Here is a 25,325-nt window from a genome sequence, read left to right on the forward strand (position 1 = left end):
TAAAAAACTAGGCTCGCTTGCTTTTTAAACTGCTTCAGTTAAAAATTCAATCTCGACTGTTCGAGTAAGTACATCTGAATAGCTATACGATACTCGTTCAAAAGAATTTTCTTCAGGATCCAAATCAACAACGAATACTGAAGGATAGGTTTCTGTTAAAACGCCTCGGCGTTCTGTTTGACGCTTTCTTCCTGTCTGAGCAACCAGCATGATTGGGCTGCCGATACGACCTTCTAAATCTTTTTTGATTGTAGCTAAAGTTGTTGGCATACAGTTCACCTCATTACCCAATATACCACACTTTCTAAAAATTTTCAAGTTTACCATATAAAAAAAAGAAATGCAATAAAAACAAATAAGAAAAACATTAATAATTTTATAAATTATTCCTCATGATAATTTTTGAGATGTTGTTTTATTTTAAATTTCACACGGCTATACGCACTCTTGACTTGTTTGACATCCATTGAAAGTTCCTCTGCCATCCTCTTGAAATCGGTTCCTTGCATATAATAATAAAATATTTTTGCTTCCTTTTTTGAAAATTTGATTTCACAATCTTCAATGGCTTCATTTAACAGTAATCGTTGCATCGCAAGTGGTTCTTGAGTAGTGATTTCTGCTAAAAAGTCCGGACCTTCTGTTTCAACCTTTTGATCAATCGATAATTCATCTTTTTGGTCTCTACGTTTCAAGGCATTTTGTTTTCTTAATAATGAATAAATTTGATTACTGATAATGCTTTTATAATAGCTGCCAAAGCTAACGCCTTTGTTATTTTCATAAGTCTTTAAAGCTTGGTATAAGGCGATCCTTGCTTCTTGTTCCCAATCTTCATACACATAATTTCTTAGGTAGTACATATTTTTTAAACGTAACAAAAGTGGAAAATATTTTTGATATAGGATAGCGAATGCTTCTTCATCACCGTCACGTGCGGCGCGCAATAACTCCTCAGACATAAAATAATTCCTCCATCTCTTTCGATTATGGAGGAATCTTACCATCAATCATCCGATTGACTAATCATATAACTGTGTTATCTATCTTTTCGCATTAAATCGTCTAACTTTTGGGACAATTTTTCTAATTGTTCTTTACTCCAAGGCGAATTACGACGAAAATTATCAAATTGCATATTTATATTATCTTGTGCAATGTTTTTCTCTGTTTTCTGGATCGTTTTATATAATTCATAGGCAGAAGTCCGCAAAGCCCCTTGTGAAAAGATCATCCATTGCTCGGCTAAGTCACTCGTGGCAACAGTTACTTGCGTTAAACGATCATTCAATTGGCCAGCAATACGTTCAATATAACTATCTGCCGTTTCATCTTCTTTTGTAAAGACGACTTCTAATTGGTATTTCTTATAGTTTTGCTGAATGCCTGGAACCAATTGTGCATCAAAAACAACTATCACTTCAATTCCTTCGTATTTGGCATAATTTGACAAACGATGCAACAAAGCTTCTCTAGCATCCGCCATCTTTTCTTGTTTTTTCAACAAAACGAGTTCTGGCCAAGAACCGATCATGTTATAACCATCAACAATTAGGAGCTGCTTTTTCATCTGATCACTCTCCTTGACGTTGAGAAAAAGCTTGATACATCAACAATCCAGCAGCAACACTCGCATTCAAACTTTGAACGTGACCGACCATTGGAATGGTCAAAAGTTCGTCCATTTCTTTTTTCAATCCAGGACTCATTCCTCGTCCTTCGTTTCCAATCACTAAAGCAATAGCGCCTTTTGCATTCCATTTTTGGAAATTTGTACCATCCATATCTGTCCCAAAAACCCAAAAACCGGCCTCTTTTAGTTGTTGGACTGCTTGAACAAGATTAGTCACTCGTGCTACAGGTACATGTTCGACTGCTCCAGTAGAGGTTTTTGTGACGATTGGTGTAATGCCTACCGCCCGATGCTTAGGAATGATTACGCCGTCTACCCCACTTGCATCCGCTGTTCGTAGGATCGAACCAAAATTGTGAGGATCTTCAATACTATCTAAAATGACAAAGAAAGGTGTTTCTGTTTTTTCTTTGGTTTGCTGAAGAAGCTGGTCTAAGGATAAATATTCATACGGGGTAATCGCTAAGACTACTCCTTGATGTACACCATGATCACTTAATGTATCTAATTTTTGTTTTGGTACCCATTTAACTGGTACAGCTTGATCTCTAGCAATGTTCTTTAACTCTTCGGTTTTTTCTCCCCGTGAGTCCTCTTGTAAAAATAATTTATTCCCTCTACCTTGTTGTAAGGCTTCTACTGCTGCATGATGACCAAAGACAAAATTATCTTCGATTGCTTCCTCTTTTTTCTCCCCAACTACAGGTTCATAGGAAGTGTCATAATGGTTTCGCTTTTTTTGCGATTTTTTCTGTGATGAAGCGTTCATTGGCTGTTTCGTTGCTTTTTTACGTTTGTTATAATGACGTTCTTTTTGTTCTCTACCCATTTTTTTCACCGACTTTCTGGATACACCATTCAATTAATTCTTCTAACCGTTCTGTTTGTTTCGTCAAATGCAGATACCCCATCAAAGCTTCAAAACCTGTGGCAATTCGATAAGTTGTGACGTCTGCATTTTTTGCACTTGTATGACTTTTGGCATTTCTACCACGACGATAAAAAGTTTCTTCTTCTGGTGTCATCAATTTTTCTTCTAGCATCTCTTTAATCAGATAAGCTTGTGCTTTTGCTGAAACATAATTCGTGGCTGCTTTATGAAGTTTATTCGGTTTAGTCGCCCCTTGTTCGATCAAATAGTCACGAATATAGATCTCATAGATGGCATCCCCTACATAAGCTAAAGCTAGTCCGTTTAATTGTGTATAGTCTTTCATGCTTCTCTTCTCCAACGAGTTCCTTGCGGTGTGTCATCAAGCAAGATCCCTTTTTCTTTTAATTGGTCACGGATTTCGTCACTACGGGCAAAATCACGATTTTTTCTTGCTTGCGTACGTTCTTCGATCAACTGCTCGATCTCTTCATCAAGTAATTCCTCAGATGTAAATAAAATACCAAAAATAGCCAACCATTGGGTAAATAATGCTTCCCCTTTTGCTAGAACATCCGCTGAAACAGTTGTTTTCTCCAAATATGTGTTTAACCATTTTGCCAATTCATAAACGACGGTAATTCCATTCGCAGCATTAAAATCGTCGTCCATTTCTTCAATAAAACGTTGTTCGATTTGTTCAAGCTCAGCTAAATACTTTGTCTCATCCGCCAGAGATTTTTCTGCTGTTGCTAGGCGGAATTTAAGATTATCAAATGTATTTCTTAAGCGTTGCAAGTTTGTCGCTGCTTCCTTCATCGTTGCCTCACTATAACGAATCGGTCGGCGATATTGAGTTGTTGCCATGAAGAAGCGCAACACTTGTGGATCTACCGTTTGGATCATTTCATGGACAGTAATAAAGTTACCTAATGATTTACTCATTTTCTGATCATCATCGCCAATCGTGACATAACCATTGTGCATCCAATAATTGGCAAATTTCTTTCCCGTTTTTGCTTCGCTTTGGGCAATCTCATTTTCATGATGTGGAAACTCTAAATCTTGCCCACCACCATGGATATCAATTGTTTCCCCTAAATGTTTCGTTGCCATAACGGAACATTCGATGTGCCATCCTGGACGTCCGGGTCCCCATGGAGAATCCCAAGAGATCTCATTAGGTTTTGCTTTTTTCCATAGTGCAAAATCAAGCGGATCTTCTTTCTGACTTTGTTCTGCTCCCGTCCGTTGACTCGCGCCCACTTCTAACTCATCAATCGATTGATCACTAAGTTGTCCATAGGTTGGAAATTTTCTTGTACGGTAGTAGACATCGCCATTCGATTCATACCCATAACCTTTTTCGATCAATACTTGGATGAAAGAAATAATATCTGACATATGATCCATCACACGAGGATGCGCTGTAGCTGGCTCCACATTCAACGCCTTGGTATCTTCTTCAAATGCTTGGATAAAACGATTGGCTACTTCTGGCGCGGTGATCCCTAATTCATTAGCAGCACGAATGATTTTATCATCTACATCAGTGAAATTGGAAACATAATCGACTTGATATCCCCGATATTCAAAGTAGCGTCGAATCGTGTCAAAAGCAATCGTGCTTCGGGCATTTCCAATATGAATATAGTTATAAACAGTCGGACCACACACGTACATACCGACTTTTCCTGCTTGAATCGGTACAAATTCCTCTTTTTGTCTAGTCAATGTATTGTAAATTTTTATCATTCTGATCTCCTCACTTTTTCTCCATTAATCCGTACTACTTTTGCAGGAACCCCCACGGCTGTAGCATAATCTGGAATGTCTTTTAAAACGACTGCACCGGCACCAATCTTCGTATGTTTCCCAATCGTGACCGGTCCTAATATTTGAGCATTGGCAGAAAGCATTGCCCCTTGTTTCACTGTGGGATGCCTTTTGCCCGTTTCTTTACCTGTACCACCTAACGTAACTCCATGAAAAAGAACTACATCATCAGCGACCTCTGCGGTTTCTCCAATCACGATCCCCATCCCATGATCGATAAAAACACCTTGTCCGATCTGGGCTCCAGGATGTATCTCGATTCCTGTTATAAATCGCCAAAATTGTGCATTGATTTTTGCCAGCAAGTAAAGTTTATGCTGATATAAGTAATGTGACACCCGATGCCAAAATAAGGCATGAAACCCTGGATATGTCAAAACGATTTCTAATGTTGAACGAGCAGCCGGGTCATTTTTTTTAGCTGCCTCTACCGCTCGGGCAAACCACCCCATCGTCATCGCTCCTTCCTCTCAATAATTTATGTAGTTCTCTGACAAATAAAGAAGCGCCTTTAACAAGTTTCCTTATTAAAAGACGCTAATTGGCGTGGTTCCACTTTTATTTATAATCAGATATGATTACCTCTAGCTGTTAACGTAAGCTTATACGTTCTCGACTACCTGAAATTCGTCACAAAGAGATGTGTCTATTTCACTCGCCGAAACCACTCCCAGAGGCATTTCAGTAAACATCGATCAGTGACTTCCACCGCCCGTCACCTCTCTTGAGATCAATGATTACTTACTTCTTTCTGTTCATCGTGTTTAGTTGATGACTTGATTTAAATGTGCTAATGATTTTTCACGACCAAGCAATTCGATCGTATCTGGTAATTCTGGTCCGTGCATTTGTCCTGAAACAGCTACTCGGATTGGCATGAAAAGATTTTTACCTTTAACGCCAGTTTCTTTTTGGACAGCTTTGATTGCTGCTTTTACGGTTGGGGCATCCACGACTTCCATTTGTTCTAGTTGTGCTTTAAACGCATTAAGAACAAGTGGAACAGTTTCGCCTGCTAATACTTCTTTAGCCGCATCGTTCAATACAGGATGTTCATTGAAGAATAAGGAAGAAGCTTCTACGATTTCAGCTGCGTAACTCATTTGTGGTTGATACAGACTAACGATTCTTTTGACCCATTCGATCGTTTTTTCATCAGGATTTTCTTGTACTCGACCGTCAGCGATCAAGTAAGGCAAGCACATGTCTGTTAACTTATCTAAATCCATTTCTTTCATGTAATGGTTATTCACCCATTGTAATTTCTTCGCATCGAAGGCTGCAGGTGATTTACTCAAACGATTTGGATCAAACATGTTGATCAATTCTTCTTGGTTGAAAATTTCGTCTTCGCCTACTGGTGACCAACCTAATAATGCAATAAAGTTGAACATTGCTTCTGGTAAGTAACCTAATTCACGATACTGTTCGATAAATTGTAAAATCGATTCATCACGTTTACTTAGTTTTTTCCCAGTTTCTGTATTGATGATCAATGTCATGTGACCGAATGTTGGTGGTGTCCAACCAAAAGCTTCATAGATCATCAATTGTTTAGGTGTATTTGCAATATGGTCATCCCCACGTAAGACATGAGTAATCTTCATCATATGATCATCTACAGCTACAGCAAAGTTATATGTTGGCATACCATCACGTTTTTGAATGACATAGTCGCCACCGATATTATCTGATTCAAAGGTGATATCCCCTTTGACCATATCTTTGAACGCATATTCCGTATTACGTGGTACACGGAATCGGATCACTGGTTCAATCTCTTGCGCTTCTTTTTCTGCTTGTTCTTCTGGTGTTAGATTTGCACAAGTACCCGCATAATGAGGCATTTCTCCACGTGCACGTTGTTCTTCACGAGTTGCTTCTAACTCTTCTTCTGTACAGTAACATTTGTATGCCCGATTACTTGCAAGAAGTTGATCAATCAAAGGCTGATAAATTTCTTTTCTTTCAGATTGACGATAAGGACCATATTCTCCAGGATTTTCAGGAGATTCATCCCAATCGATACCTAACCAAGCCAAATTTTCCAATTGGCTCTTTTCACCATCTTCAATGTTTCGTTTTTGGTCTGTGTCCTCAATACGAATAATAAAGTCTCCATCGTTGTGGCGAGCAAATAGATAATTGAACAATGCTGTTCGAGCATTCCCAATATGTAAGTGCCCAGTTGGACTTGGTGCATAGCGTACGCGTACTTTCGTCATTTTCTTCCTCTTCTTTCAAACTAGACTTTAAAATATGAGACAAAACACGAAAAACATGTTCTGTTTTACATCCTCATATTCCTTAAAGGCTTTTTCATTAAAATGAAAGCCACTCAGCACAAATTTTACCTTTAATATGGGAAATAGTAAAGCCAACTGCTTGAATTTCCTTACCAGTTGGCTACTTTTTATACTCATATTCCGATTTTTCTTTCGTTAAGCATGTTTACTTTTTTCAGTTTCTTTTTTATTGTCTTTATTATCGATCCCACGACCTGCATGGGCTGGTTTTGCAAAAATCATCCGCCCGGCAGCTGTTTGTAAGGCACTTGTAACAACCACTTCGATATGTTCGTTCATATAATGCTGTCCATCTTCCACAACCACCATGGTGCCATCATCGAGATAAGCAACCCCTTGTTGACGTTCTGTTCCTGCTTTTACGACTAAAACATTCATGTTTTCACCTGGAATAACTACCGGTTTTACTGCATTCGCTAAAGCATTGATATTCAACACTGGTACATTTTGAAACTCTGAGACTTTATTTAAGTTATAATCATTTGTCACGATGACACCATCTAAAAGTTTCGCTAATTTGATCAATTTGCTGTCCACTTCAGTGATATCTTCAAAATCACCGTCATACATTTCAACAGAGATTCCTTCTTCTTTTTGCAAAGCATTGAGGATATCCAGCCCGCGGCGTCCGCGAACACGTTTTAGGCTATCGCCAGAATCAGCAATATACTGTAATTCATAAAGCACAAAATTCGGAATCATCAGTGTGCCTTCTAAAAAACCAGTTTTGGTGATGTCATAGATTCGTCCATCAATGATCACGCTAGTATCTAAGATCTTGTATTTATGAAAGTTCTCGCCTAATTTCCGTTCCAGTATTTGGCTCTCCACTTGACTAGGTGTTTCTTGTTCCACTTTCTTGTTTCTTGAACCAAAGATTTTTTTCCATTCATCGATTCGAGTGGTTCCCATCCTGAATCCTAAATAGCCTAAAATAACCATTAATAAGATGGGAAGAACACTATTTACAAACGGAATTTTCAAATTATATAGTGGCGTTGAAATAATTACACCTAAAGTTAGCCCGATAATCCCACCAATTGCACCAAACAATAGGTAAGTTAAACTAACCTCACTTAATTTTTCCTCAATTTGCTTGATAACAGCTGAGATATGTTTTGCCAATAGCAAAGACAATAAAAAGAAAATAAGTGCACCTAACAGGCTATTGGTAAATGTATTATTCAGCCATCCATTTGTTTGCTGACCAATTGTCTGCCAAGCCATTGGTAAAAAAGAAATACCTAAGCTGGCACCGACAATAATCATCAGCAAGGTGATGACACGTTTTTGCATACTCTTTCCTCCATTTCTTTAATTTTACTATTTTTAACGAAAGACACGTTTTAACGTTTCCGCCAAGGTAGCGACACCTACGACTTCAATGCCAGTCGGAGGATTCCACCCTCCTAGATTGTTCTTTGGCAAATAAACTTTTGTGAAACCCAGCTTTTGTACTTCTTTGACACGCTGTTCAATATGACTGACACGGCGAATTTCGCCCGTCAACCCGATTTCGCCAATAAAACATTCTGTCGGTTGTGTCCCTTTTTCTTTGTAACTGGAAGCAATACTCACAGCAATCGCTAAATCAATGGCTGGTTCATTTAATTTTACCCCACCTGCTGCTTTTAAGTAAGCATCTTGATTCTGCAACAGTAAGCCTGCACGTTTTTCGAGAACTGCCATGATCAATGATACTCGGTTAAAATCTAAGCCAGTAGTGGTTCGTTTAGCATTTCCATACATTGTTGGTGTTACCAGTGCTTGGATTTCCACTAAAATTGGGCGGGTACCTTCCATCGCCACAACAATCGCTGAGCCTGTTGCTCCTTCTAATCGTTCTTCCAAAAAGATTTGGGAAGGATTCGCAACTTCTTCTAATCCATGTTCATGCATTTCAAATATACCAATTTCATTTGTTGAACCAAATCGATTCTTTACTGCTCTCAAAATTCGAAAACTATGATGCTGTTCTCCTTCAAAATACAAAACAGTATCAACCATATGTTCAAGCATACGTGGACCCGCAATCGATCCTTCTTTCGTTACATGTCCTACGATAAAAATCGCAATCCCATTTGTTTTCGCTATTTTCAACAACTCAGCAGTCGTTTCTCTCACTTGACTGACACTCCCTGCTACACTCGTAATATCAGGTTGTGTCATCGTTTGAATCGAATCAATGATCACATAATCTGGTGAAATCTGTTCGATGGCACGGCTAATTTCATTCATATCAGTTTCAGCATATAAGTAAAATTCTGTATTGATTGAGCCCAAACGCTCGGCACGTAATTTAATTTGTTCTGCACTTTCTTCTCCAGAAACATATAATACTTTTCCGCCGATATCAGCTAATTGTTGGGATACTTGTAAAAGTAATGTGGATTTACCGATACCTGGATCGCCACCAATCAAAATCATTGACCCCGGAACTACGCCCCCACCCAAAACTCGATTCAATTCATCTAATTTTGTTTTGACTCGTGGTTCCTTTTTAGGAATCACTTCTGCAATTTTCGTTGGTTTGGCTTTTTCTCCAGTCAAACTTGTTCGTGTTCTACGGTCAGTCGTATCTTGCTCGATTTCCTCGACCATCGTGTTCCATTTCCCGCAATTTGGGCAACGCCCTAAGAATTTAGGCGAAACATAGCCACAATTTTGGCAAACAAACTGGACTTTCGCTTTTTTTGCCATTGTCCCGCCTCCTTTAAATAATTATTTTTGAATTAAATAAACCTTGAATGGTTATACATCTGATGAACCAAAGCCACCTTTACGGGCCTGTTCTGTTTGGTCTTGATCTGCTTTTAAGAATGGCAAGAAAATTCCTTGTCCAATTCGCTCACCTTTTTTGATGACAACATCCTTCAAACCAAAATTAGTAAATTGGAACATGATATGCCCTTCATTTGCATCATTATTATAGTAATCACTATCAATGACACCTACTCCGTTACTTAAAACTAAAAAACGCTTCAACGGATTACTTGAACGATTGGCTAACTGTAAAAATTCATCTTCTCCCATATAGGCTTTGATCCCAGTAGGAACAAGAACTGGTTTTAATGTTTTCTCGTCGACTGTTGTTTCTTCATTTTTCAATACCTCTGAAAGAGCTGTTATCCCTTGTTTTAATCCAGCTTTCCAAATACTTGGAATAACAATATCTTCTGCCGCTTCAAAATCATATCCAGCAGCATGATGAGTTGCTCGTTGAGGTAATTGTATCTTTTGTTGTGCATATGTTGAAATAACTTCAAATCCTCTTTTTCTCACCGAATTTCCTCCCAAAATAGACTATATTTATTTTACCATATTCATGATACCAAAAGGACGACTTAAAAAATTCTTCATTAATTTATGTTAAGATGAATAAAATACTGCTGTCATAAAAAAATAAATTTTGTACATGACTTTATGGTGTAAAACAAGTAGAATAGAACGAAATCAAAACGTGTATTTAGTTAGAGGTGTCACATGCGAAAAGAAGTTACAAAAGCCAAACGAATTGTTATTAAAGTGGGAACGAGTACTTTAATCTATCCCAATGGAAACATCAACCTCGCTGCGATTGATCAGCTTGCCTTTGTCTTGTCTGATCTTCGGAATCAAGGGAAAGAAGTCGTATTAGTTTCATCCGGCGCTGTTGGTGTCGGGATGCACAAAATGAATCAAGCTACACGCCCCACAACGATCCCGGAACAACAAGCAATCGCTGCGATCGGGCAGGCAGAATTGATGAACATTTATAATCAACGTTTCAGTGTTTACAATCAGCAAACAGCTCAGATCCTCGTTACTCGGGATGTGATCGATTTCCCTCAAAGTAGAGTCAATGTGATCAACACACTTGAACAGTTATTAGCAATGGGAACCATCCCGATCGTTAATGAAAATGATACTGTAGCAGTCGATGAACTTGAACATACAACGAAATTTGGTGATAATGATCAACTATCTGCGATCGTTACAAAATTGATCACAGCAGATTTATTAATTGTTTTATCTGATATTGACGGATTTTATTCCGCCGATCCTTCAAAAAATCCAGACGCAAAGATGTATCAAACCGTTTCGGTCATTGACGAGTGTTTAATGGCACAAGCGGGTGGTGCTGGCAGCACCTTTGGAACAGGAGGAATGTCTAGTAAGTTACAAGCAGCATTACGTATTTTTGAAGCCAACAGTACAATGATCCTGGCAAACGGAAAAAATCCTACCATTATCTTCGATCTTTTAGCCGGCAAAGAACTTGGAACCTTATTTAAGGAGGAACACGTATGACTGATTTAAATCAACTTGGAAAAAATGCAAAACAAAGCGCCCAAACTCTTGCTTTGATGAGTACAGAACAGAAAAATGACCTTCTCAAACAGATGGCATTGATGCTCAAAAAAAATCAAGGAGCGATACTTGAAGCCAATCAGAAAGATTTAGAGCAAGCAACCGAAAATCAGATGAGCGAAACGATGCTTGACCGCTTACGCTTAACGCCTGAGCGTATCCATGATATGGCTGAAGAAATCAGTAAAATCGCTTCATTAGAGGATCCAATTGGAAAAGTAGAACAAATGTGGAAGAATGCTGATGGGTTACTGATTGGAAAAAAACGTGTCCCACTTGGTGTCATCGGAATCATTTATGAATCTAGACCGAATGTGACGACTGATGCAGCCAGCTTGGCTTTTAAATCAGGAAATGCCGTTATTCTTAGAGGCGGAAAGGAAGCTTTCTTTTCCAATCAATTATTAGTGAAGCTTCTGCAACAAACGTTAACTGATGCTGGCCTGTCTCCTTACGCTGTTCAATTTGTGGACGATACATCTCATGAAACGGCTGCTGAATTAATGAAATTAACAGAGTACTTAGATGTGTTGATTCCTCGAGGCGGCGCAAATTTGATCAGAAGAGTGAAGGAACAAGCCAAAGTCCCAATCATTGAGACTGGCACTGGTAACAACCATATTTATATCGATAAAGATGCTCAGTTGACCATGGCAACGAATATCATCGTCAATGCAAAAGCTTCTCGTCCATCTGTTTGTAATGCTGCAGAAACATTGTTGATTCATTCAGAGATCGCCCCTTTCTTTTTACCTGTTATTGAAAAAGCATTAGTAGAATATGGGGTTTCTCTACGTGCAGATACGCGTGCCATGGAATATTTAGAAACTGCAACCCTTGCAGAAAAAGCTGATTGGGATACGGAATATCTAGACTATATTCTGGCTGTGAAAGTCGTTGATTCTTTAGATGAAGCGATCGACCATATCAATCGCCACAATACAAAACATTCTGAAGCCATCGTTACGGATAGTTACCAAGCAAGCCAACGTTTCTTGAACGAAGTGGACGCCGCTGCGGTTTATGTGAATGCCTCAACTCGTTTTACTGACGGAGCTGTTTTTGGTTTTGGTGCTGAAATCGGTATTTCTACTCAGAAATTACATGCTCGAGGTCCGATGGGATTGAATGAACTGACCTCTACGAAATATATCATTTACGGCGAAGGTCAAATCCGCTAAAATGTTTCACACGAAACATTTTAGTCTTCACAATAAAAATATGACAAAATTTTTCTTTATTTTTTGATTCTTGAAAAGTTTTTTAGTTAGAAAGGTTACTTTTATGTTCGAAATTTTCACGATATTTTTAGTATACTTGATTTCTTTAAACATCGCTGCCTTTATAGGAGTGATGATTTTAGCCACTTTTTTCCAAATAAAAAAAAGAAATTTTAATCCCACTCAGGAAAAATGGCAAGTTTATCTTCAAAAAATCGGTCCTAAAGGCATTGTTCAAAGGCTACATGTTAGTTATATGCTCGCTTTAGGCATTTTAGCTGTGATCAATTACAATCTAGCGTTCCACCATTCGATTGCTTATACGATCACTTTATTGATTGCCGGGATTTTCCATTTGTCTTTCAAATATCAATTAAACAAAAACAACTTACCCAAGCGCTTTAACTAGAATGCCTCATAACTACAATGATTGAAATAAGCTATTATCGACTAAAAGAAACGCATTAAGCGTAACTTTAAGTCGATAATAGCTTATTTTAGCCAAGATGATCTTCATTATCGTTAGAAAAAATGGCAAACCCATCGAATGTCTCACCATCATAATATCTTAACAATTCTTCTGTCGACAGATTCATTGTTTTTTCTTTTTCTATTTCCATATCTGTAAGTAGTTGTTCACGATAGGCTTGATACATACTCGCTAGTTTCTGGTGCATGATTTTTCGAGATTCTCCTGTCGCATTGATTACAGGCAGCTCTTTTAGATAACCACCATAAACGGGTCGATCATCCACCAACTCGATGGGAAGTTCAACCAACGTGATACCTACTTCTTTGAAATATTCTTCAATCATCGCTTTTCCTCACTTTTTACTGGCTGTGTCTTATTCTCATCATAACATGATTTATGACAAAAACAGTGTATTCATTGACCTTTTTCGTTGAAACACATGTTAAAAATAAACCCTCTCACGATACCAGTTACCAGAACTGTAGATCGAACGTCACAAATAACAAAAAAAAACCTTGAAACACAGTATGTGAAATTCAAGGTTTTATTGATTCATCATTAACTATTTTTTTCGGTTTTTATTCTTTCTTTCAAAACCTCATTTTTATTGATCTTCATCTGTTACAAAATAATTTTGATGATGAATAATACAAAAGACACTAATTACGACAATGATTGCAGCAAAATAAAAAACATAACTTTCACCTAGTTTTTCGCCAATGATCCCTGCAATAAATGGCGCTAATGCCCCACCAAAGAAACGAACAAAGCTATAACTTGAAGAAGCCACATTTCTTGGTAAACCTGGTATCTCCATAGCAATCGTTGTCAATAATGTATTGATGATCCCTTGGAAAAAACCTGAAAGTACAATGCTGATTGGCACTAAAATTTGGATAGTTGAACCGGCACCTAGTAACGCCAAACAAATAATAAAGAAAACAAACGCTGCTAAAATCGTTCGGTAAGTAGTGAATTTTTGTTCTAGTACTGGTGCGACAAAAATCGAAGCAATTGCTAATAAAACGCCCCAACCAAAGAAAACAAAACCGACCTCTAACTCACTATACCCCACTAATAAGAATGGTGCATAGGCAAGCAACGTAAAGAAACCAAAATTATATAATAAGGCAATCAGACCAATTGAACGCAATTTGTGATTACTTAATGCCTTGACCCCTTCCCAAAAACCAACCTTTCTTTGTGGTTTTCCAGCCTCTGGAAGAAGAATCGCCAATGCTAAAAAGCCAATAAACATCAACGTAGCTACTCCATAAAAAGGATACCGCCACGAGCCACTTCCTAGTATGCCGCCAACTAATGGTCCAACAGCCATCCCACAGCCTAGTGCTGCTTCATACATCATAATAGCTTTTTCAGTGTTCCCCACTAAAATACTTACAATAGTCGCAAGTGCTGTTGAAACAAATAAAGCATTCCCTACACCCCAACCAGCACGCAATCCGATCAATGTACCAATATCATTGGATAATCCACCTAAGCCAGCAAATACAACAATAATGACCAAACCTGCCATCAATGTTTTTTTCAAACCAATTCGACTCGATAAAAAACCTGTAAACAACATCACTACTCCCGTTACCAACATGTAGCTCGTAAATAATAATGTCGTTTGGGCAGGTGTTGCATCTAATTGAGCAGCAATCGTTTTTAAAATGGGATCTACTAAGCCGACTCCCATAAATGCAAACATACAAGTCGCAGCGACTACTAACGCTGAATTCTTTCCTTTACTTTGTTCCTGTCCTTTCTCTGTTAGTTCTTCTTTGATTTCTATTTGATTCTCCAAATTCCCCATTCCTTTCTCTATCTAGCATCATACATAATTTATTTTACATGTCAATATGCACATGTAAAAACAAAAATAAAAAATATGCTATAATAAGAGAAAATCAGTCAGGAGGTATCGTATGAATACTTTAGCCTATATCTTATTATGCGTTCTTTTGTCTAAACCTCGTTCCGGTTATGAACTAAAACAATTAATCACCATTTTCTGGGAAGCTCACCACAGTCAGATTTACACGACACTGGCTAAATTAGACCAGAAAGGTTATATTTCTGTCCTGGAAATCGAAGAACATTCGCAGAAAAAAATTTATACCCTCACCAATGAAGGAAAAGCGATCGTAGAAGAATGGATCAAAGAAGAGACCCCTGCTCCTACTCAAAAAGATGAATTTTTAGCCAAACTGTACGCTTTTTCTACCTTAGATAAAACAACAGCGACGGGTCTTTTATTTACAAGAGAACAACAATTAAACAAAATCATGCAAAAAAACCAAGCAAAACTAGCAGATCTTTCAGTAAATAAAAAAGAAGAATTTGGACGCTATGTCGTTATTCAACGAAGAATTTTACTTTGCCAGCAAGAACTACAATGGTGTACACAGGTTCGTGAAATGATGCAAACATTTTTTGATTAATTGTTCTTAAAAAAAAGAGCATGTGACTGAAGTAGCTCATTCAAAAAATAAACGAAACTTCCTAATAAGCGTATACGCAATTTTAGGCAAGTTCTTTTATCTCTTGATGCTAAACAAGTCGCATCCTCTTTTTTTATAATCTAAAAGATCTTTTTAGTTTTGGATCGTGCTTAATACCAATCGAGAGATGGGACCTACGATTAGTAATTGCAAAGGCAATGCAACAATCACATTCATTTTCCATGCAGTAAGGTACGCTGAAAGTAATTGGTCAGGTATTCCCTGCTCAATCACAACACCAAACAACGACATACAGGTAACCATTCCTAGGACCATCAGACAAGAAATCGTTACGATCATTTGAAATTTACTTTCTGAATTTACTGGCAACTTGAAAGCTATTTTTTTCGCAATCACACCAACAATAAAGACATCTAGAATAAAAGCCACGATGAATCCTGGAACTAAACCAATCAATAGATTTGAAAAATATAAATCCCCATGAAGCCAGAGATTATACACACTCATTCCTAAGACCATGAGAAAACACATTAGTGATGTAAAAATAATTCCTTCTTTTTTGTTTGTAGGCAACTATACCACTCCTTTAAATTTGTCACGAAAAGTATCGTAGCATATTTCTCATTTTCTCGTAAGTGTTTTTTTTATTACATTCAAAAAAGTCAATCTTCTACTTATCACTTAAATGCAAAAAAAAGAGCCTGATCCCAGACTCTTTAAATAGGTGTGAAAACGAATAAACAGTGTTCAACCAGCTACTCTTTGAAATAAGTCCGAATTTTTCAAAACCAAAAAACTGGTTCCAAAAAATCTTTCTTATGGTTATCAGAGCTAAACGATGCTTCACGACCTTTTGTTCACGGTTTTCACTGACTAAACTTTCAGCAATAAACTCAATAAGAAACAGTAAGCAGGTAAGTGTCAACCGTAAAAACCTTATTTTTATACTTCTTGTCACTTGCGAGAATTTACCCTTGTTTCATAAAATTAATAACGTTGTCTCAACCGCTTTTTACAACTATTGATTCAACAGTTCTTCTAGTCCATCTTTTAAAGAGACAAGTGGATGTCCCAAAGCTTGTTCAAAATCTTTTGAGGAAACATCGAGTTGATTATTCTTGATATCTTTTTGAATAGCTGCAAACATTTGTGCAGCAGATTCAGGATAACCATCCTCCTCTAAATTTTTGATGAACTCATGGTCATTGGTAGCCACGATATCAATAGGTTTGCCTGTCACTTCTTTTAATTCTTTAGCTAGTTCTTTATACGTAATCGGTTTACCCGATAATTCAAGAACTTCTGGAAAGTTCAAGTTCGCTAGTGCTTTTGCTGCAACTTCGGCATATTCTCGTTTTAATGCCCAGCCAGTTTTACCTTCACCTGCTGAATAAATAAAGCGCCCATTCTTTAAGGCAAGTTCAATGAGTGGCCATTCATTTTCTAAGTACCAATTATTACGTAAAAAAGTATGTGCGATTCCAGAATCAGCAATTACTTTCTCTGTAAACTGATGATCTGGCGCTAGAATACTGGTCGAGTGATCGGCATCAGCAAAACTAGTATAAGCAATGTAAGAAACACCAGTTGCTTTTGCGGCCTTCACAACATTTTCATGCTCAGCTTGCCGATTACCAGGTGCACCAGACACAAACAACAAGCGATCAATTCCCTGTAAGGCATTTTTCATAGAAGAATAATCAGCATAATCTCCGAAACGGACATTCCAACCCTTTTCTTCAAGTGTTTTCCCCTTTTCTTCATCCCGCGCCAACACATAGATATTTTCCTGAGGAACGAGCTGTTTTAAGTACTCCATAGCATAGTTACCAAAACCACCAGTTGCTCCAGTAATGAGATAATTCATTCTAACCACTCCTTTTTTCACATTGATAAATTTTTTAAATAAAACCTGTACATTTTTAAGTTACAACATTATCTTAAAGAGTATGTTAAAATAAGTCAAGAATAAACGTCGAAAGGAATGGGATAGTATGAAATATTCTTTACAATTGAGCGATGCGATCCACATCTTAGCCTACATAGCAATTTTTCAAGATAGCGATATGTTATCTAGTGAGATGATTGCGAAAAGTATTGAAACCAGTGCAGCTAATGTCCGTAAAATCATGAGCCGACTAAAAAAAGCGAATTTGATTATTACGAAAGTCGGAAAAGCTGCACCTTCTTTAGCTCGTTCTCCTGAAAAAATTTCACTTTTAGATATTTATAAAAGTATTGAAGGAAATACTAATCTCATTCAAGTGGATCCGAAAACAAACCCAAATTGTATCGTTGGTGCGAATATTCAAGAAACATTGACGGCAAGCTATACCCAACTCCAAGCAAAAGTAGAGGAAGAAATGTCACATATCACGTTAGACTCTTTGCTACACAAAATTGCTGTATTAGAAATTGAAAAACGCCCTCACAATCACGAAAGAATAAAAAAATTTCTTTAAACAACAATTGTTAATTATTTTACTATAAAAAATATACCTAAAAATAGCCATTTATATTAAAATTAAATAACTTACGTATCAACAAAAAAATACTGTTTTTCATTCATTTATCCGTTAAACTTATTAAGTAAGAATTAATATAAAGGAGGAGATTAGGTGAACAACTGGAAAGAATATTTTTTAGAAACTACAATAGATTTAGGATACTCCTATTTTATTGGGGAACAGGTAAAAAACTTTAAGGTTAAGCAAAAACAGATTACTGCCAACATTACTAGTAATGAAAACTATCATGCAATCATTGACCTCGTTGACCACTTTTATTTAGAAAAAATGGTTTGTAGCTGCCCCTGCTTATCGAACGATCATTGTCCCCATTTAGTAGCCGTTTTATTCGAATACAATAAATACTTACAAAAGAAAGATGCAAATAACAGCGCATATTTGGTTTCCTACGCGGAAGATTCACAAATCCGTCCTTTTTTAAAGATGATTTTAAAGGAAAATGACCACTTAGCAAAACGTTTTCAACAATATATTTATTCAGATGCTTCTTTTGATATCAATAAATATCAAGCATACTATGAGAAACAATCTGCTTCCTCGTTGAAGAAAGAACCCGCAGACAAAAAAAGAGGATTGAAAAAAAAGAAACAAATTTTATCTGTTAAACAAATGGAGTACTTAAACTATTCCAAGCAAAAAATTAAACATACTATCCAAGAAAACTGGCACTCCCCTACTATCAGGACACAATATGTTAATTACTTACTTAAAAACAGAATATACAAAGAAGCAGAAAAAGTATTACAGGAGAGTCTGCTTTTGGATCGTCAATCTCCTGATCTCGTTCAACTTCATCGTTATTCTCTAAAAAAACTCTATTATAAATTAGGAAAAAAAGAAGCATACATAAATCAAGTTTTTAAGTTATTGATTGAGAATGATGCATTAGATATGAATCTAGTTCACCAATTGAAAAAAACTTGTTCAAAAGACGAATGGATATCGTTGCGAAACCGTTTGTTCCAAGAATTACATAATCATCAAGACATTGGCTTACTTTATTCACAGGAAAAATGCTATGATCTATTATTGAATCGTGTGTTAGAGACCTCTGGAATCAAAGAAGCTAATCGTTATTTCAATATTTTAAAAAAACAGACTCCCGAAGCACTATTACAGAAATATGAATATGAATTGCGGAAAATAGCCCATACTATGACTACTCGGAATCATTATCATAAACTGGTGAGATATATTGAAGAAATGGCTACTTTACCAAACAGCATGATCTCGGTTCAATTGTTGATCAAAGAATTAAAAGAAAAATACCCGCGAAAAAAAGCAATGATCCAAGAATTAAAATTACTCGAAAAAAAAATGTAACTATTTATTATGCCAACGTTATTTACGAGTGATCCTGAGTTTTTTGCCAAAGACAGAATAAAATGCTTTAAACTTCAATAATAAGAAGAAGTTTTCAAAAAAATTACCGTTAAGAGTCTGGGACAAAAAAGGACTTCCCAGACTCTTTTAGGTGTAAAAATGAATAAATGGTGAGCATACCTTCTTGCCAAATAGACATTCCAGAATTAATTCCTCGAAATCGCATGAATTTTCGAACACTTGAGAAGCTATTACAAAAAATTCTTCCTTCTGTTGTTGGAGCTAACCCATGCACCCGTGCCCTCTTGTTCGGGTACATTATTTTTAGTGCGGTATCATTTTTACCCTCACTCTTCTTCGACAGGAACTACTATGATTTCCAACTTTCCATCCTTTAAACTGTAAAAACTATTTTTATTATTTGGGTTATTTTCTCTTGTAAATGTAAAATCATCAACAAATCCTTGAGTTTGGAGACTCCCATCAAAAAGGATCTGAGAAACATTTTCTTTTACTATTTGAGTCATTCCACCATAAAAATTGCCAGTTTTCGCTAACAGATCAATAAAAATGAATTGAAAACACGAATTTCCTCTATTTAATAACTTGCCTACTTCTCCCGAGAGTAACCCCATTTCTTCCACGAAATCAGCCAGTCCATTAAGAACCACGATTTTTCTCGTTTTTGGCGTGAACCACAGTTCATCCCAGAAATGAGTAAATTTCTCACTTCGTTTTGCGACATCATGTAAGCTAAAATACGAAGTCACTTCGTTTTTTATTTGCTTCAATGTTCCAGAAACATCGATTAAAATAACATTTCCTTCCACATTTATCATTTGTGACAGCCACCATGAAAACATCCTCTGCAATTGTACATTGGAAGTAAAAAATAAACCTAGCTGCTTTCCAAGAAAAAATGCAAATGATTCCACCTCAACTGTTTGCTTATTCAAACCTAGATACACCAAGTCTTTTTCTTTATTGCGCACAAACTGACTGAAAATTTTTGGCGTTAACCGTTCGGGCACCATCAGGATTTTTTCAGGACGTTTTCCTACCCAGTCTTGATCTATATTTGTTATTTCTTCTGCCATTTTTTCGAATATTTCTGATTCATTTTGACCATTAGTGGGTAAATAAAATTGTAATATCGTTGGTCGATCAAGCATCACTTGACCTCTTCCTTTAATAGGTAACGCAACAATCGCTTCTCTTCCCAGCACTTGTTTGATTTCACTTTCATCATGTAAATACATAAACAGCTTTGTTGCAAATTGACTCATCATATTTAGGCGAATACTCCCGACACGATTTGCAGATAGAATAAGATAAATCCCTAAACTTGCACCATCTCTTAGTAAATGTACGATTGTTTCATCGATGGAATCTTTTCGTTTATCCTCTATCCCCAAACTCTCGTAGCTATCTAATATAATAAAAATGATCGGTAATTGGATGCGCGTTTTTTCTTGGTATTGGTAGAGATTTGTGGCACCCTTTTCTTTAAACAGTTGTTTTCTCTCCGCCAATGATCGATTGATTCTCACAAACATTTTTTGTCTTTTTTCTTCTTCTTCTAAAGTGACGATGTCAACGACATGTGGCAACTTCTTCAACGGTAAAAGGCCATTAGTACCAAAATCAACTAGATGAAACCATACTTGATTTGGAGTATTTTGTCTTGCAAGACTTAAAACAATTGTTTGTAATAACGTAGATTTTCCATATCCAGAACTAGCGAATACAACGGTATGACTACTTTTCTCGCAATCATAGTAATAATGACTTTGCTTTTGCTCATGAGGTACATCTAACAAGCCTATGGGAACCTTTAATGTATTCCGTTCATTTCCTTTAAAGACAGGCATTACTAACCACGTTGGTAATTCTGGTAACCAAGGTTGTGATGGTTGGCTGAATGTTGATTGTTGAAAAGTTTGTACAATCAACCTTCTGACTGCCTCATATTGCGTAACTATACTGCCCGCTGCTTTCCTCGAATCTTTTTCTGTAGGAGCAAATAGGACTTCCTTTTGACCAAATTCATTCACAACAACGATCCGTTCATCTTCAAGAGATTGGTTTGGTGCGTAGGGTGCTTTTGTATAACCACTTTGGAACAATTCATAGACGTCATTTTCTCCTACCTTAAGATAACCCCTCCCTGGTCTTGACACATAAGCTGCATCTGTTGTTTGTAAAAGTTCCTTTGAGTCTTGAACACTTGCCATTTTCAATGCCACTTTACTTTTACTATTCGCCTCGATTTGGTCGTTGACTACTCCGGCTGGTTTTTGGGTAGCTAAAATTAAATGGACGCCAAGTGAACGACCAATCCGAGCTACTGAAGTCAGCTCCTCCAAAAATTCTGGCACATTGACTTTTAATTCGGCAAACTCATCGGATACTAGAAAAAGATGAGGCAGCGGCTGATCAGGGTATTCAGAAACGTTCCTTTGTTTTCGTTGTTTGTATAACTGCATATACTCATTGATGTTGTTTACTTCATAGGTCGCAAGTAACCTTTGTCGCTTTTCCAGCTCCGCTTTGATACTGATCAATGCACGGGACGTACCAACTCGGTCTAAATTAGTGATCGCACCCATAAAATGTGGCAACTTACTTACTGTTTGTGCGAGGCCGCCACCTTTCCAATCAATCACTAGAATCCCTACATCTTCAGGAGAAAAATTGATGGCTAATCCCAGTAAATAAGTAATCAGAAATTCTGACTTCCCTGAACCAGTCGTGCCACCAATTAAAGCATGAGGTCCATGTGCCTGTTCATGGAGATCCCAGTAGATCCCCTGATTTTTTCTCTGCCAGCCGATTAATGAACGCAATGTCTTACTTGGCTCTGCGTTCAACCAGCGCTTAGAAATCATTAACTCCTCAACAATCTGAACTTGATATTGCTCTAATAAATTGATTTTTTCTGGCAGATTTTGATTTTCAATTTCTTCATGGAATAAGTTAGCTAAGCGAAAAATTGCTTGTTCAAGTGGATAACTAGTTGGTAAACGATTAGGTGTAAATGGTTGATTAATGTGTTGTTCTTTATGATTGATCAACATAGCAATATCTTGACTTTGATACGCTATTAACGTCGTTACAGTTTCAGGCAACTGATCGATAGATTCCTTCGCCCAAATAACTACGACACCATACCGATTTAATTCTTCCGTTAAAAACTCACTGATTTCATGCTCCCGCAAGCCTTCTTCTGTGATAATTGAAAAAACATAAGTTGGTTTAAAAGCTATCTTCTGATAATCAGCATGTTGTAGTTGTTGCTTCCTTTTAGAAAGGATCTTATAAAATGCACTCAAAACCAACTCTCGATTTTTTAAATTGAATAGGAGCCCTCTTTGTTTAAGTGGAAAGGATCGCAACGTATGATGTGGTAACCAACGCCAATTTTTCCATGTTTTTTCATATTCTTTTTCTTGAAGAAGAGTGATAAACTCAACCTCTTGGTAAGAGTGCAAGACAGAAATTTGAAATAGTAAAGATTGAAGAGCTTCCTGCAAAACATTCGATGGACCGACAAGCCCCACTGACTGAGTTGCTAACGAAATCGCAATAGGTGCGTTCTTTAATTTTTGATAAGGACGAATAAAATCGGATAGAACTTCATCGTTCCATTGATCCTCATCCAAATGAGAACTAACAATTTTAAAACTGGATGGACGTTCGCCTATTCCTAAGCGAACGGTTAAAAAATCTTTATCCTTTGGTCGACGTTCATAGATTCTTGGATGACATTCCTTTGTCATTCGTGCTAATTGATTATTAGAAGGATACATGTACTGTAAAACTTCTTTTTGTCTTTGCTGTAACCTGTTTAATTCAAAAGCTTTTTTGATTCTATATTGTTGGATAGTTATTTTTTGTTCACTTTTTTTTCGTTTTATTTTCTTTTTATTTAATAAATAATTGATAGTAGAGATACTGGACGTCAATAAATTAAGTCCATACATACCTAGTATCAGAAGAAGGTTTCGATTGCTAAAAAACAGAAACATTCCGCTTAAGATAAATATGCCTAAAGCCGGGAGAACCAATTTAAAAAAGGATTGTTTCTCCTGAGCTGCTTCGTGTCTCGGTAATCGAACCTCCACTTGTACTTTTGGCTCTTCCAGATAGATTCTAGGGCTTCTTCTAAAAAAGGGGAATTGCTTAGGATATTCAGGTATATAAGGGACTTCAGAAAGTACCCATGGATTTAATTGGATCGCTTGACCTAAACCGATGATCTGCCACTGCTTTTCCCGCCTTTCGATAATCCACTGATCCACTACGATCTGATCACCTACTTGGAAAGTAAATACACCTTTTGTTACAAGTTGCTGGTTATAATAAACGGGTGCTTTACTAGGATATATACTCAATTGATAGTTATTATCCTGATAATCTATCGCAATCATTGCATCTGATTCAATCATCAAGGCAGAGGTTGTTGCACATGAAATATCAATCAATTGCTTCGGTGGATCGATCCACTTTCTCTGCAATGTTTCATGCTTTAATATCAGAAACCTCGGATCATCTTTGATCGAAGAGTCTGAAAAATTTATATGCTGTTTGATATAACAGATTTTTTTGCCGGCGATCACCAGCTCTTTATCATTTTGAGTAAATACTTCATGAATAAACATCTCCCCAAAATAAAAGAGATCAAAAAGGATGGAAAGACTGATATTCATCTGATTTTCGGTGCATAGTGTCTTATTTTGTGGGATTTTCAGATTTATTCTCTCCTGGCTTTTTGCTATATTGACTAATTTTTTCTTGATAGTTTTTTAGTAATTTTTGCTTTTTTTCACCACTCATTTGATCGTTCATTTTTACTGTCAGATATAACTTAGTATAGACATGCAAAAGATACTGCTCATCTCCAATGTTTTGAGCGATATCCAATGCCTGTTGGAGATTATTTCTGTCAATGTAAATCCAATAAAGCAAACGATTCTCACTTGACTCTTGAGATAATTGATTTAAAATAGCTGTTTTTTCTAATGAAGTTAAATGATCTAATTGAATGACACTAACAGCCACTATATATTTGATACTTTGAGAAAACAAACTGGGGGATACATCTGCTAAAGCCGTTAAAACACCTGCATAATCCTTGGCTATATATTTTGCTTGTGCATCCACGCTCCGTTCTATCTGTGGTAATTGATAAAACGCATAATTTCCTGTTAATAAAGCAAAAAGGATGGTTGACAAGCTGAATAAAAGGCTACCCCATTTAAAAATAAAGTAATTTTTCCTACTGACCACACGTAATTCTGTCGCTCGAATCTCCTTTTGTGTTTCGATTTGGTCGCTAATAATCTGATTGATTTCTGTTACATTTTTTGCTCCATGGAGCAATTTCGACAAGTCATCTGTTAATCCTTCACTTCCTCCATTTAAACTCTCATAACTCAAATTAGGATATAAGATAGCCAACACCAGTGCCCGATATTGCTTCAGAAAATCATTTTCAGTGACCGTATATGGAGCGATAACTTGCATAAATCCTCGATGTGCAAGAAAAATCTCTTCTCCAAACAGAAACAAATTATCGGGATGAAACAATGGTTGGATCGGTCCATTCATAAAATCACACAATTGATTGACTTTTTGGGCAAGCAATAATCGTTGGTAAAAATCTAATTTAATCAAAACCTGTGAGAAACACTTCATTTGATTTGTTTTTTTGTATTGAATGATTAATTTTTCTGTAGATAAATGGCTAACGTCACCTGCCAGTAAATTTCTTTTAGGTTTTAAAAAAAATGTATATTGTTCGATCTGATCCAGCGCATATTGATTCGCTTGTAGCTGAATTTCCACTCGTTCATCGGTTATTTTAATACCTTCTTTTTTAAATACATCCTTTTCGCTCTTCAATTACTTGTTGTCACCACCATTAAGGATACGTGGCTTGATTAACAGTTGGTCACCATGACTAATTGGATAATCTGATAAAAGAAATTCTTCATTCAATCGTATTGATTTATTTGTCACTTCTAAATCGAACGCAGCCGGTAGCACGATCGAAGAAACCTGAAGCGCGTTCACAAATAATTCCTTTAAGCGCCTAATGGTTATTTCCCTAGGTATTTGCAAGTCGATCGTTTGCTGTTCGATTTGCAAACAAATATCAATGACTATTCCCTGTTTCATTGAGTTACCCCTTTTTTCATGTATGGCTTATTTTTTACATTCAAAGTCAAGGAATCAAAACAAAAACCAAATGAAAATAGCTAAAAAACAACTGACATTTGCTGCTTTAATGGGTACAAGTCAAACGAAGATTGGTTT

Annotated in this window: 24 protein-coding genes and 1 other annotated feature; of the genes, 6 read left to right on the plus strand and 18 right to left on the minus strand. The window is 36.8% G+C overall.

Features of this window, described 5'->3' with window-relative positions; all coding sequences use genetic code 11:
- Positions 1–24 precede the first annotated feature (24 nt).
- From AB3H90_RS11865 to AB3H90_RS11915, 11 genes are all read right to left on the minus strand, one after another.
- Entirely contained in the window at positions 25–270 is a 246-nt protein-coding gene (locus AB3H90_RS11865) for a Veg family protein (protein WP_005875105.1), read from the minus strand.
- A gap of 113 nt (positions 271–383) precedes the next feature.
- Positions 384–962, minus strand: a complete 579-nt coding sequence (locus tag AB3H90_RS11870; protein ID WP_034700053.1) for a sigma-70 family RNA polymerase sigma factor — start codon at positions 960–962, stop codon at positions 384–386.
- A 77-nt stretch (positions 963–1,039) separates the two neighbouring features.
- The gene (locus tag AB3H90_RS11875) at positions 1,040–1,570 is read right to left on the minus strand and encodes an NYN domain-containing protein (protein WP_034700055.1); all 531 of its coding nucleotides are present in this window, start codon (positions 1,568–1,570) and stop codon (positions 1,040–1,042) included.
- Between the two features lie 4 nt (positions 1,571–1,574).
- Positions 1,575–2,462: a 23S rRNA (guanosine(2251)-2'-O)-methyltransferase RlmB gene (gene rlmB / locus AB3H90_RS11880; protein ID WP_010720632.1), complete on the minus strand. Its 888-nt coding sequence runs from the start codon at positions 2,460–2,462 to the stop codon at positions 1,575–1,577.
- Positions 2,455–2,850, minus strand: coding sequence for a Mini-ribonuclease 3 (locus AB3H90_RS11885; RefSeq protein WP_010720633.1), 396 nt, complete (start codon positions 2,848–2,850; stop codon positions 2,455–2,457). Before AB3H90_RS11885 ends, rlmB begins: the two co-directional genes overlap by 8 nt.
- Positions 2,847–4,259, minus strand: coding sequence for a cysteine--tRNA ligase (gene cysS, locus AB3H90_RS11890; RefSeq protein WP_368016773.1), 1,413 nt, complete (start codon positions 4,257–4,259; stop codon positions 2,847–2,849). Before cysS ends, AB3H90_RS11885 begins: the two co-directional genes overlap by 4 nt.
- Complete coding sequence (epsC, locus tag AB3H90_RS11895; RefSeq protein WP_010720635.1) at positions 4,256–4,792, minus strand: serine O-acetyltransferase EpsC; 537 nt, start codon at positions 4,790–4,792, stop codon at positions 4,256–4,258. Before epsC ends, cysS begins: the two co-directional genes overlap by 4 nt.
- A gap of 75 nt (positions 4,793–4,867) precedes the next feature.
- Positions 4,868–5,108: a binding site (T-box leader), on the minus strand.
- Positions 5,105–6,565 carry a glutamate--tRNA ligase gene (gene gltX / locus AB3H90_RS11900; RefSeq protein WP_368016774.1) on the minus strand — a complete coding sequence of 487 codons (1,461 nt, stop codon included), beginning with the start codon at positions 6,563–6,565 and terminating at the stop codon, positions 5,105–5,107. (Overlaps the previous feature by 4 nt.)
- A gap of 216 nt (positions 6,566–6,781) precedes the next feature.
- A complete protein-coding gene (locus AB3H90_RS11905) occupies positions 6,782–7,942 on the minus strand; it encodes a PIN/TRAM domain-containing protein (RefSeq protein ID WP_010720637.1) in 1,161 nt (386 codons plus the stop codon).
- Positions 7,943–7,975: 33 nt separating this feature from the next.
- Complete coding sequence (radA, locus tag AB3H90_RS11910) at positions 7,976–9,346, minus strand: DNA repair protein RadA (protein ID WP_010720638.1); 1,371 nt, start codon at positions 9,344–9,346, stop codon at positions 7,976–7,978.
- Positions 9,347–9,397: 51 nt separating this feature from the next.
- Positions 9,398–9,928 (minus strand): dUTP diphosphatase, encoded by a 531-nt coding sequence (locus AB3H90_RS11915; protein ID WP_053765952.1) that lies wholly within the window; start codon positions 9,926–9,928, stop codon positions 9,398–9,400.
- 201 nt (positions 9,929–10,129) lie between these two features.
- On the opposite strand from AB3H90_RS11915, the gene proB reads away from it, so the two are divergent.
- From proB to AB3H90_RS11930, 3 genes are all read left to right on the plus strand, one after another.
- Positions 10,130–10,936 (plus strand): glutamate 5-kinase, encoded by an 807-nt coding sequence (gene proB, locus AB3H90_RS11920; protein WP_010720640.1) that lies wholly within the window; start codon positions 10,130–10,132, stop codon positions 10,934–10,936.
- On the plus strand, positions 10,933–12,177 hold the full coding sequence (locus tag AB3H90_RS11925) for a glutamate-5-semialdehyde dehydrogenase (RefSeq protein ID WP_368016775.1): 1,245 nt from the start codon (positions 10,933–10,935) through the stop codon (positions 12,175–12,177). Before proB ends, AB3H90_RS11925 begins: the two co-directional genes overlap by 4 nt.
- Positions 12,178–12,280: 103 nt before the next feature.
- Entirely contained in the window at positions 12,281–12,625 is a 345-nt protein-coding gene (locus AB3H90_RS11930) for a hypothetical protein (RefSeq protein ID WP_010720642.1), read from the plus strand.
- Between the two features lie 88 nt (positions 12,626–12,713).
- On the opposite strand, the gene AB3H90_RS11935 is transcribed toward AB3H90_RS11930, so the two are convergent.
- Both AB3H90_RS11935 and AB3H90_RS11940 read right to left on the minus strand, forming a co-directional pair.
- Positions 12,714–13,031: a hypothetical protein gene (locus AB3H90_RS11935; RefSeq protein WP_010737260.1), complete on the minus strand. Its 318-nt coding sequence runs from the start codon at positions 13,029–13,031 to the stop codon at positions 12,714–12,716.
- Between the two features lie 261 nt (positions 13,032–13,292).
- Positions 13,293–14,507, minus strand: coding sequence for an MFS transporter (locus tag AB3H90_RS11940; protein WP_368016776.1), 1,215 nt, complete (start codon positions 14,505–14,507; stop codon positions 13,293–13,295).
- A gap of 112 nt (positions 14,508–14,619) precedes the next feature.
- Here AB3H90_RS11940 and AB3H90_RS11945 point away from each other — a divergent pair, with 112 nt between their 5' ends.
- Positions 14,620–15,135, plus strand: coding sequence for a PadR family transcriptional regulator (locus AB3H90_RS11945; protein ID WP_010720645.1), 516 nt, complete (start codon positions 14,620–14,622; stop codon positions 15,133–15,135).
- Between the two features lie 153 nt (positions 15,136–15,288).
- On the opposite strand, the gene AB3H90_RS11950 is transcribed toward AB3H90_RS11945, so the two are convergent.
- Both AB3H90_RS11950 and AB3H90_RS11955 read right to left on the minus strand, forming a co-directional pair.
- Positions 15,289–15,729, minus strand: a complete 441-nt coding sequence (locus AB3H90_RS11950; protein WP_010720646.1) for a DUF2798 domain-containing protein — start codon at positions 15,727–15,729, stop codon at positions 15,289–15,291.
- A gap of 445 nt (positions 15,730–16,174) precedes the next feature.
- Complete coding sequence (locus AB3H90_RS11955; protein WP_368016777.1) at positions 16,175–17,023, minus strand: SDR family oxidoreductase; 849 nt, start codon at positions 17,021–17,023, stop codon at positions 16,175–16,177.
- Between the two features lie 127 nt (positions 17,024–17,150).
- Here AB3H90_RS11955 and AB3H90_RS11960 point away from each other — a divergent pair, with 127 nt between their 5' ends.
- Positions 17,151–17,618, plus strand: a complete 468-nt coding sequence (locus AB3H90_RS11960) for an Rrf2 family transcriptional regulator (protein ID WP_368016778.1) — start codon at positions 17,151–17,153, stop codon at positions 17,616–17,618.
- 156 nt (positions 17,619–17,774) lie between these two features.
- Entirely contained in the window at positions 17,775–19,007 is a 1,233-nt protein-coding gene (locus AB3H90_RS11965) for an SWIM zinc finger domain-containing protein (RefSeq protein WP_368016779.1), read from the plus strand.
- Between the two features lie 347 nt (positions 19,008–19,354).
- On the opposite strand, the gene essC is transcribed toward AB3H90_RS11965, so the two are convergent.
- The 3 genes from essC to AB3H90_RS11980 all read right to left on the minus strand — a co-directional run bounded on the left by essC (position 19,355) and on the right by AB3H90_RS11980 (position 25,187).
- Positions 19,355–23,668, minus strand: coding sequence for a type VII secretion protein EssC (gene essC, locus AB3H90_RS11970; protein ID WP_368016780.1), 4,314 nt, complete (start codon positions 23,666–23,668; stop codon positions 19,355–19,357).
- A gap of 70 nt (positions 23,669–23,738) precedes the next feature.
- Positions 23,739–24,911 carry a type VII secretion protein EssB gene (gene essB, locus AB3H90_RS11975; RefSeq protein WP_094940726.1) on the minus strand — a complete coding sequence of 391 codons (1,173 nt, stop codon included), beginning with the start codon at positions 24,909–24,911 and terminating at the stop codon, positions 23,739–23,741.
- Positions 24,912–25,187 (minus strand): EsaB/YukD family protein, encoded by a 276-nt coding sequence (locus AB3H90_RS11980; protein WP_010720653.1) that lies wholly within the window; start codon positions 25,185–25,187, stop codon positions 24,912–24,914. It abuts the gene before it with no gap.
- Positions 25,188–25,325: the final 138 nt, after the last annotated feature.

It is taken from the genome of Enterococcus sp. C63 (genome assembly GCF_040887215.1).
In the GTDB taxonomy this organism is placed as follows: domain Bacteria; phylum Bacillota; class Bacilli; order Lactobacillales; family Enterococcaceae; genus Enterococcus_B; species Enterococcus_B hirae.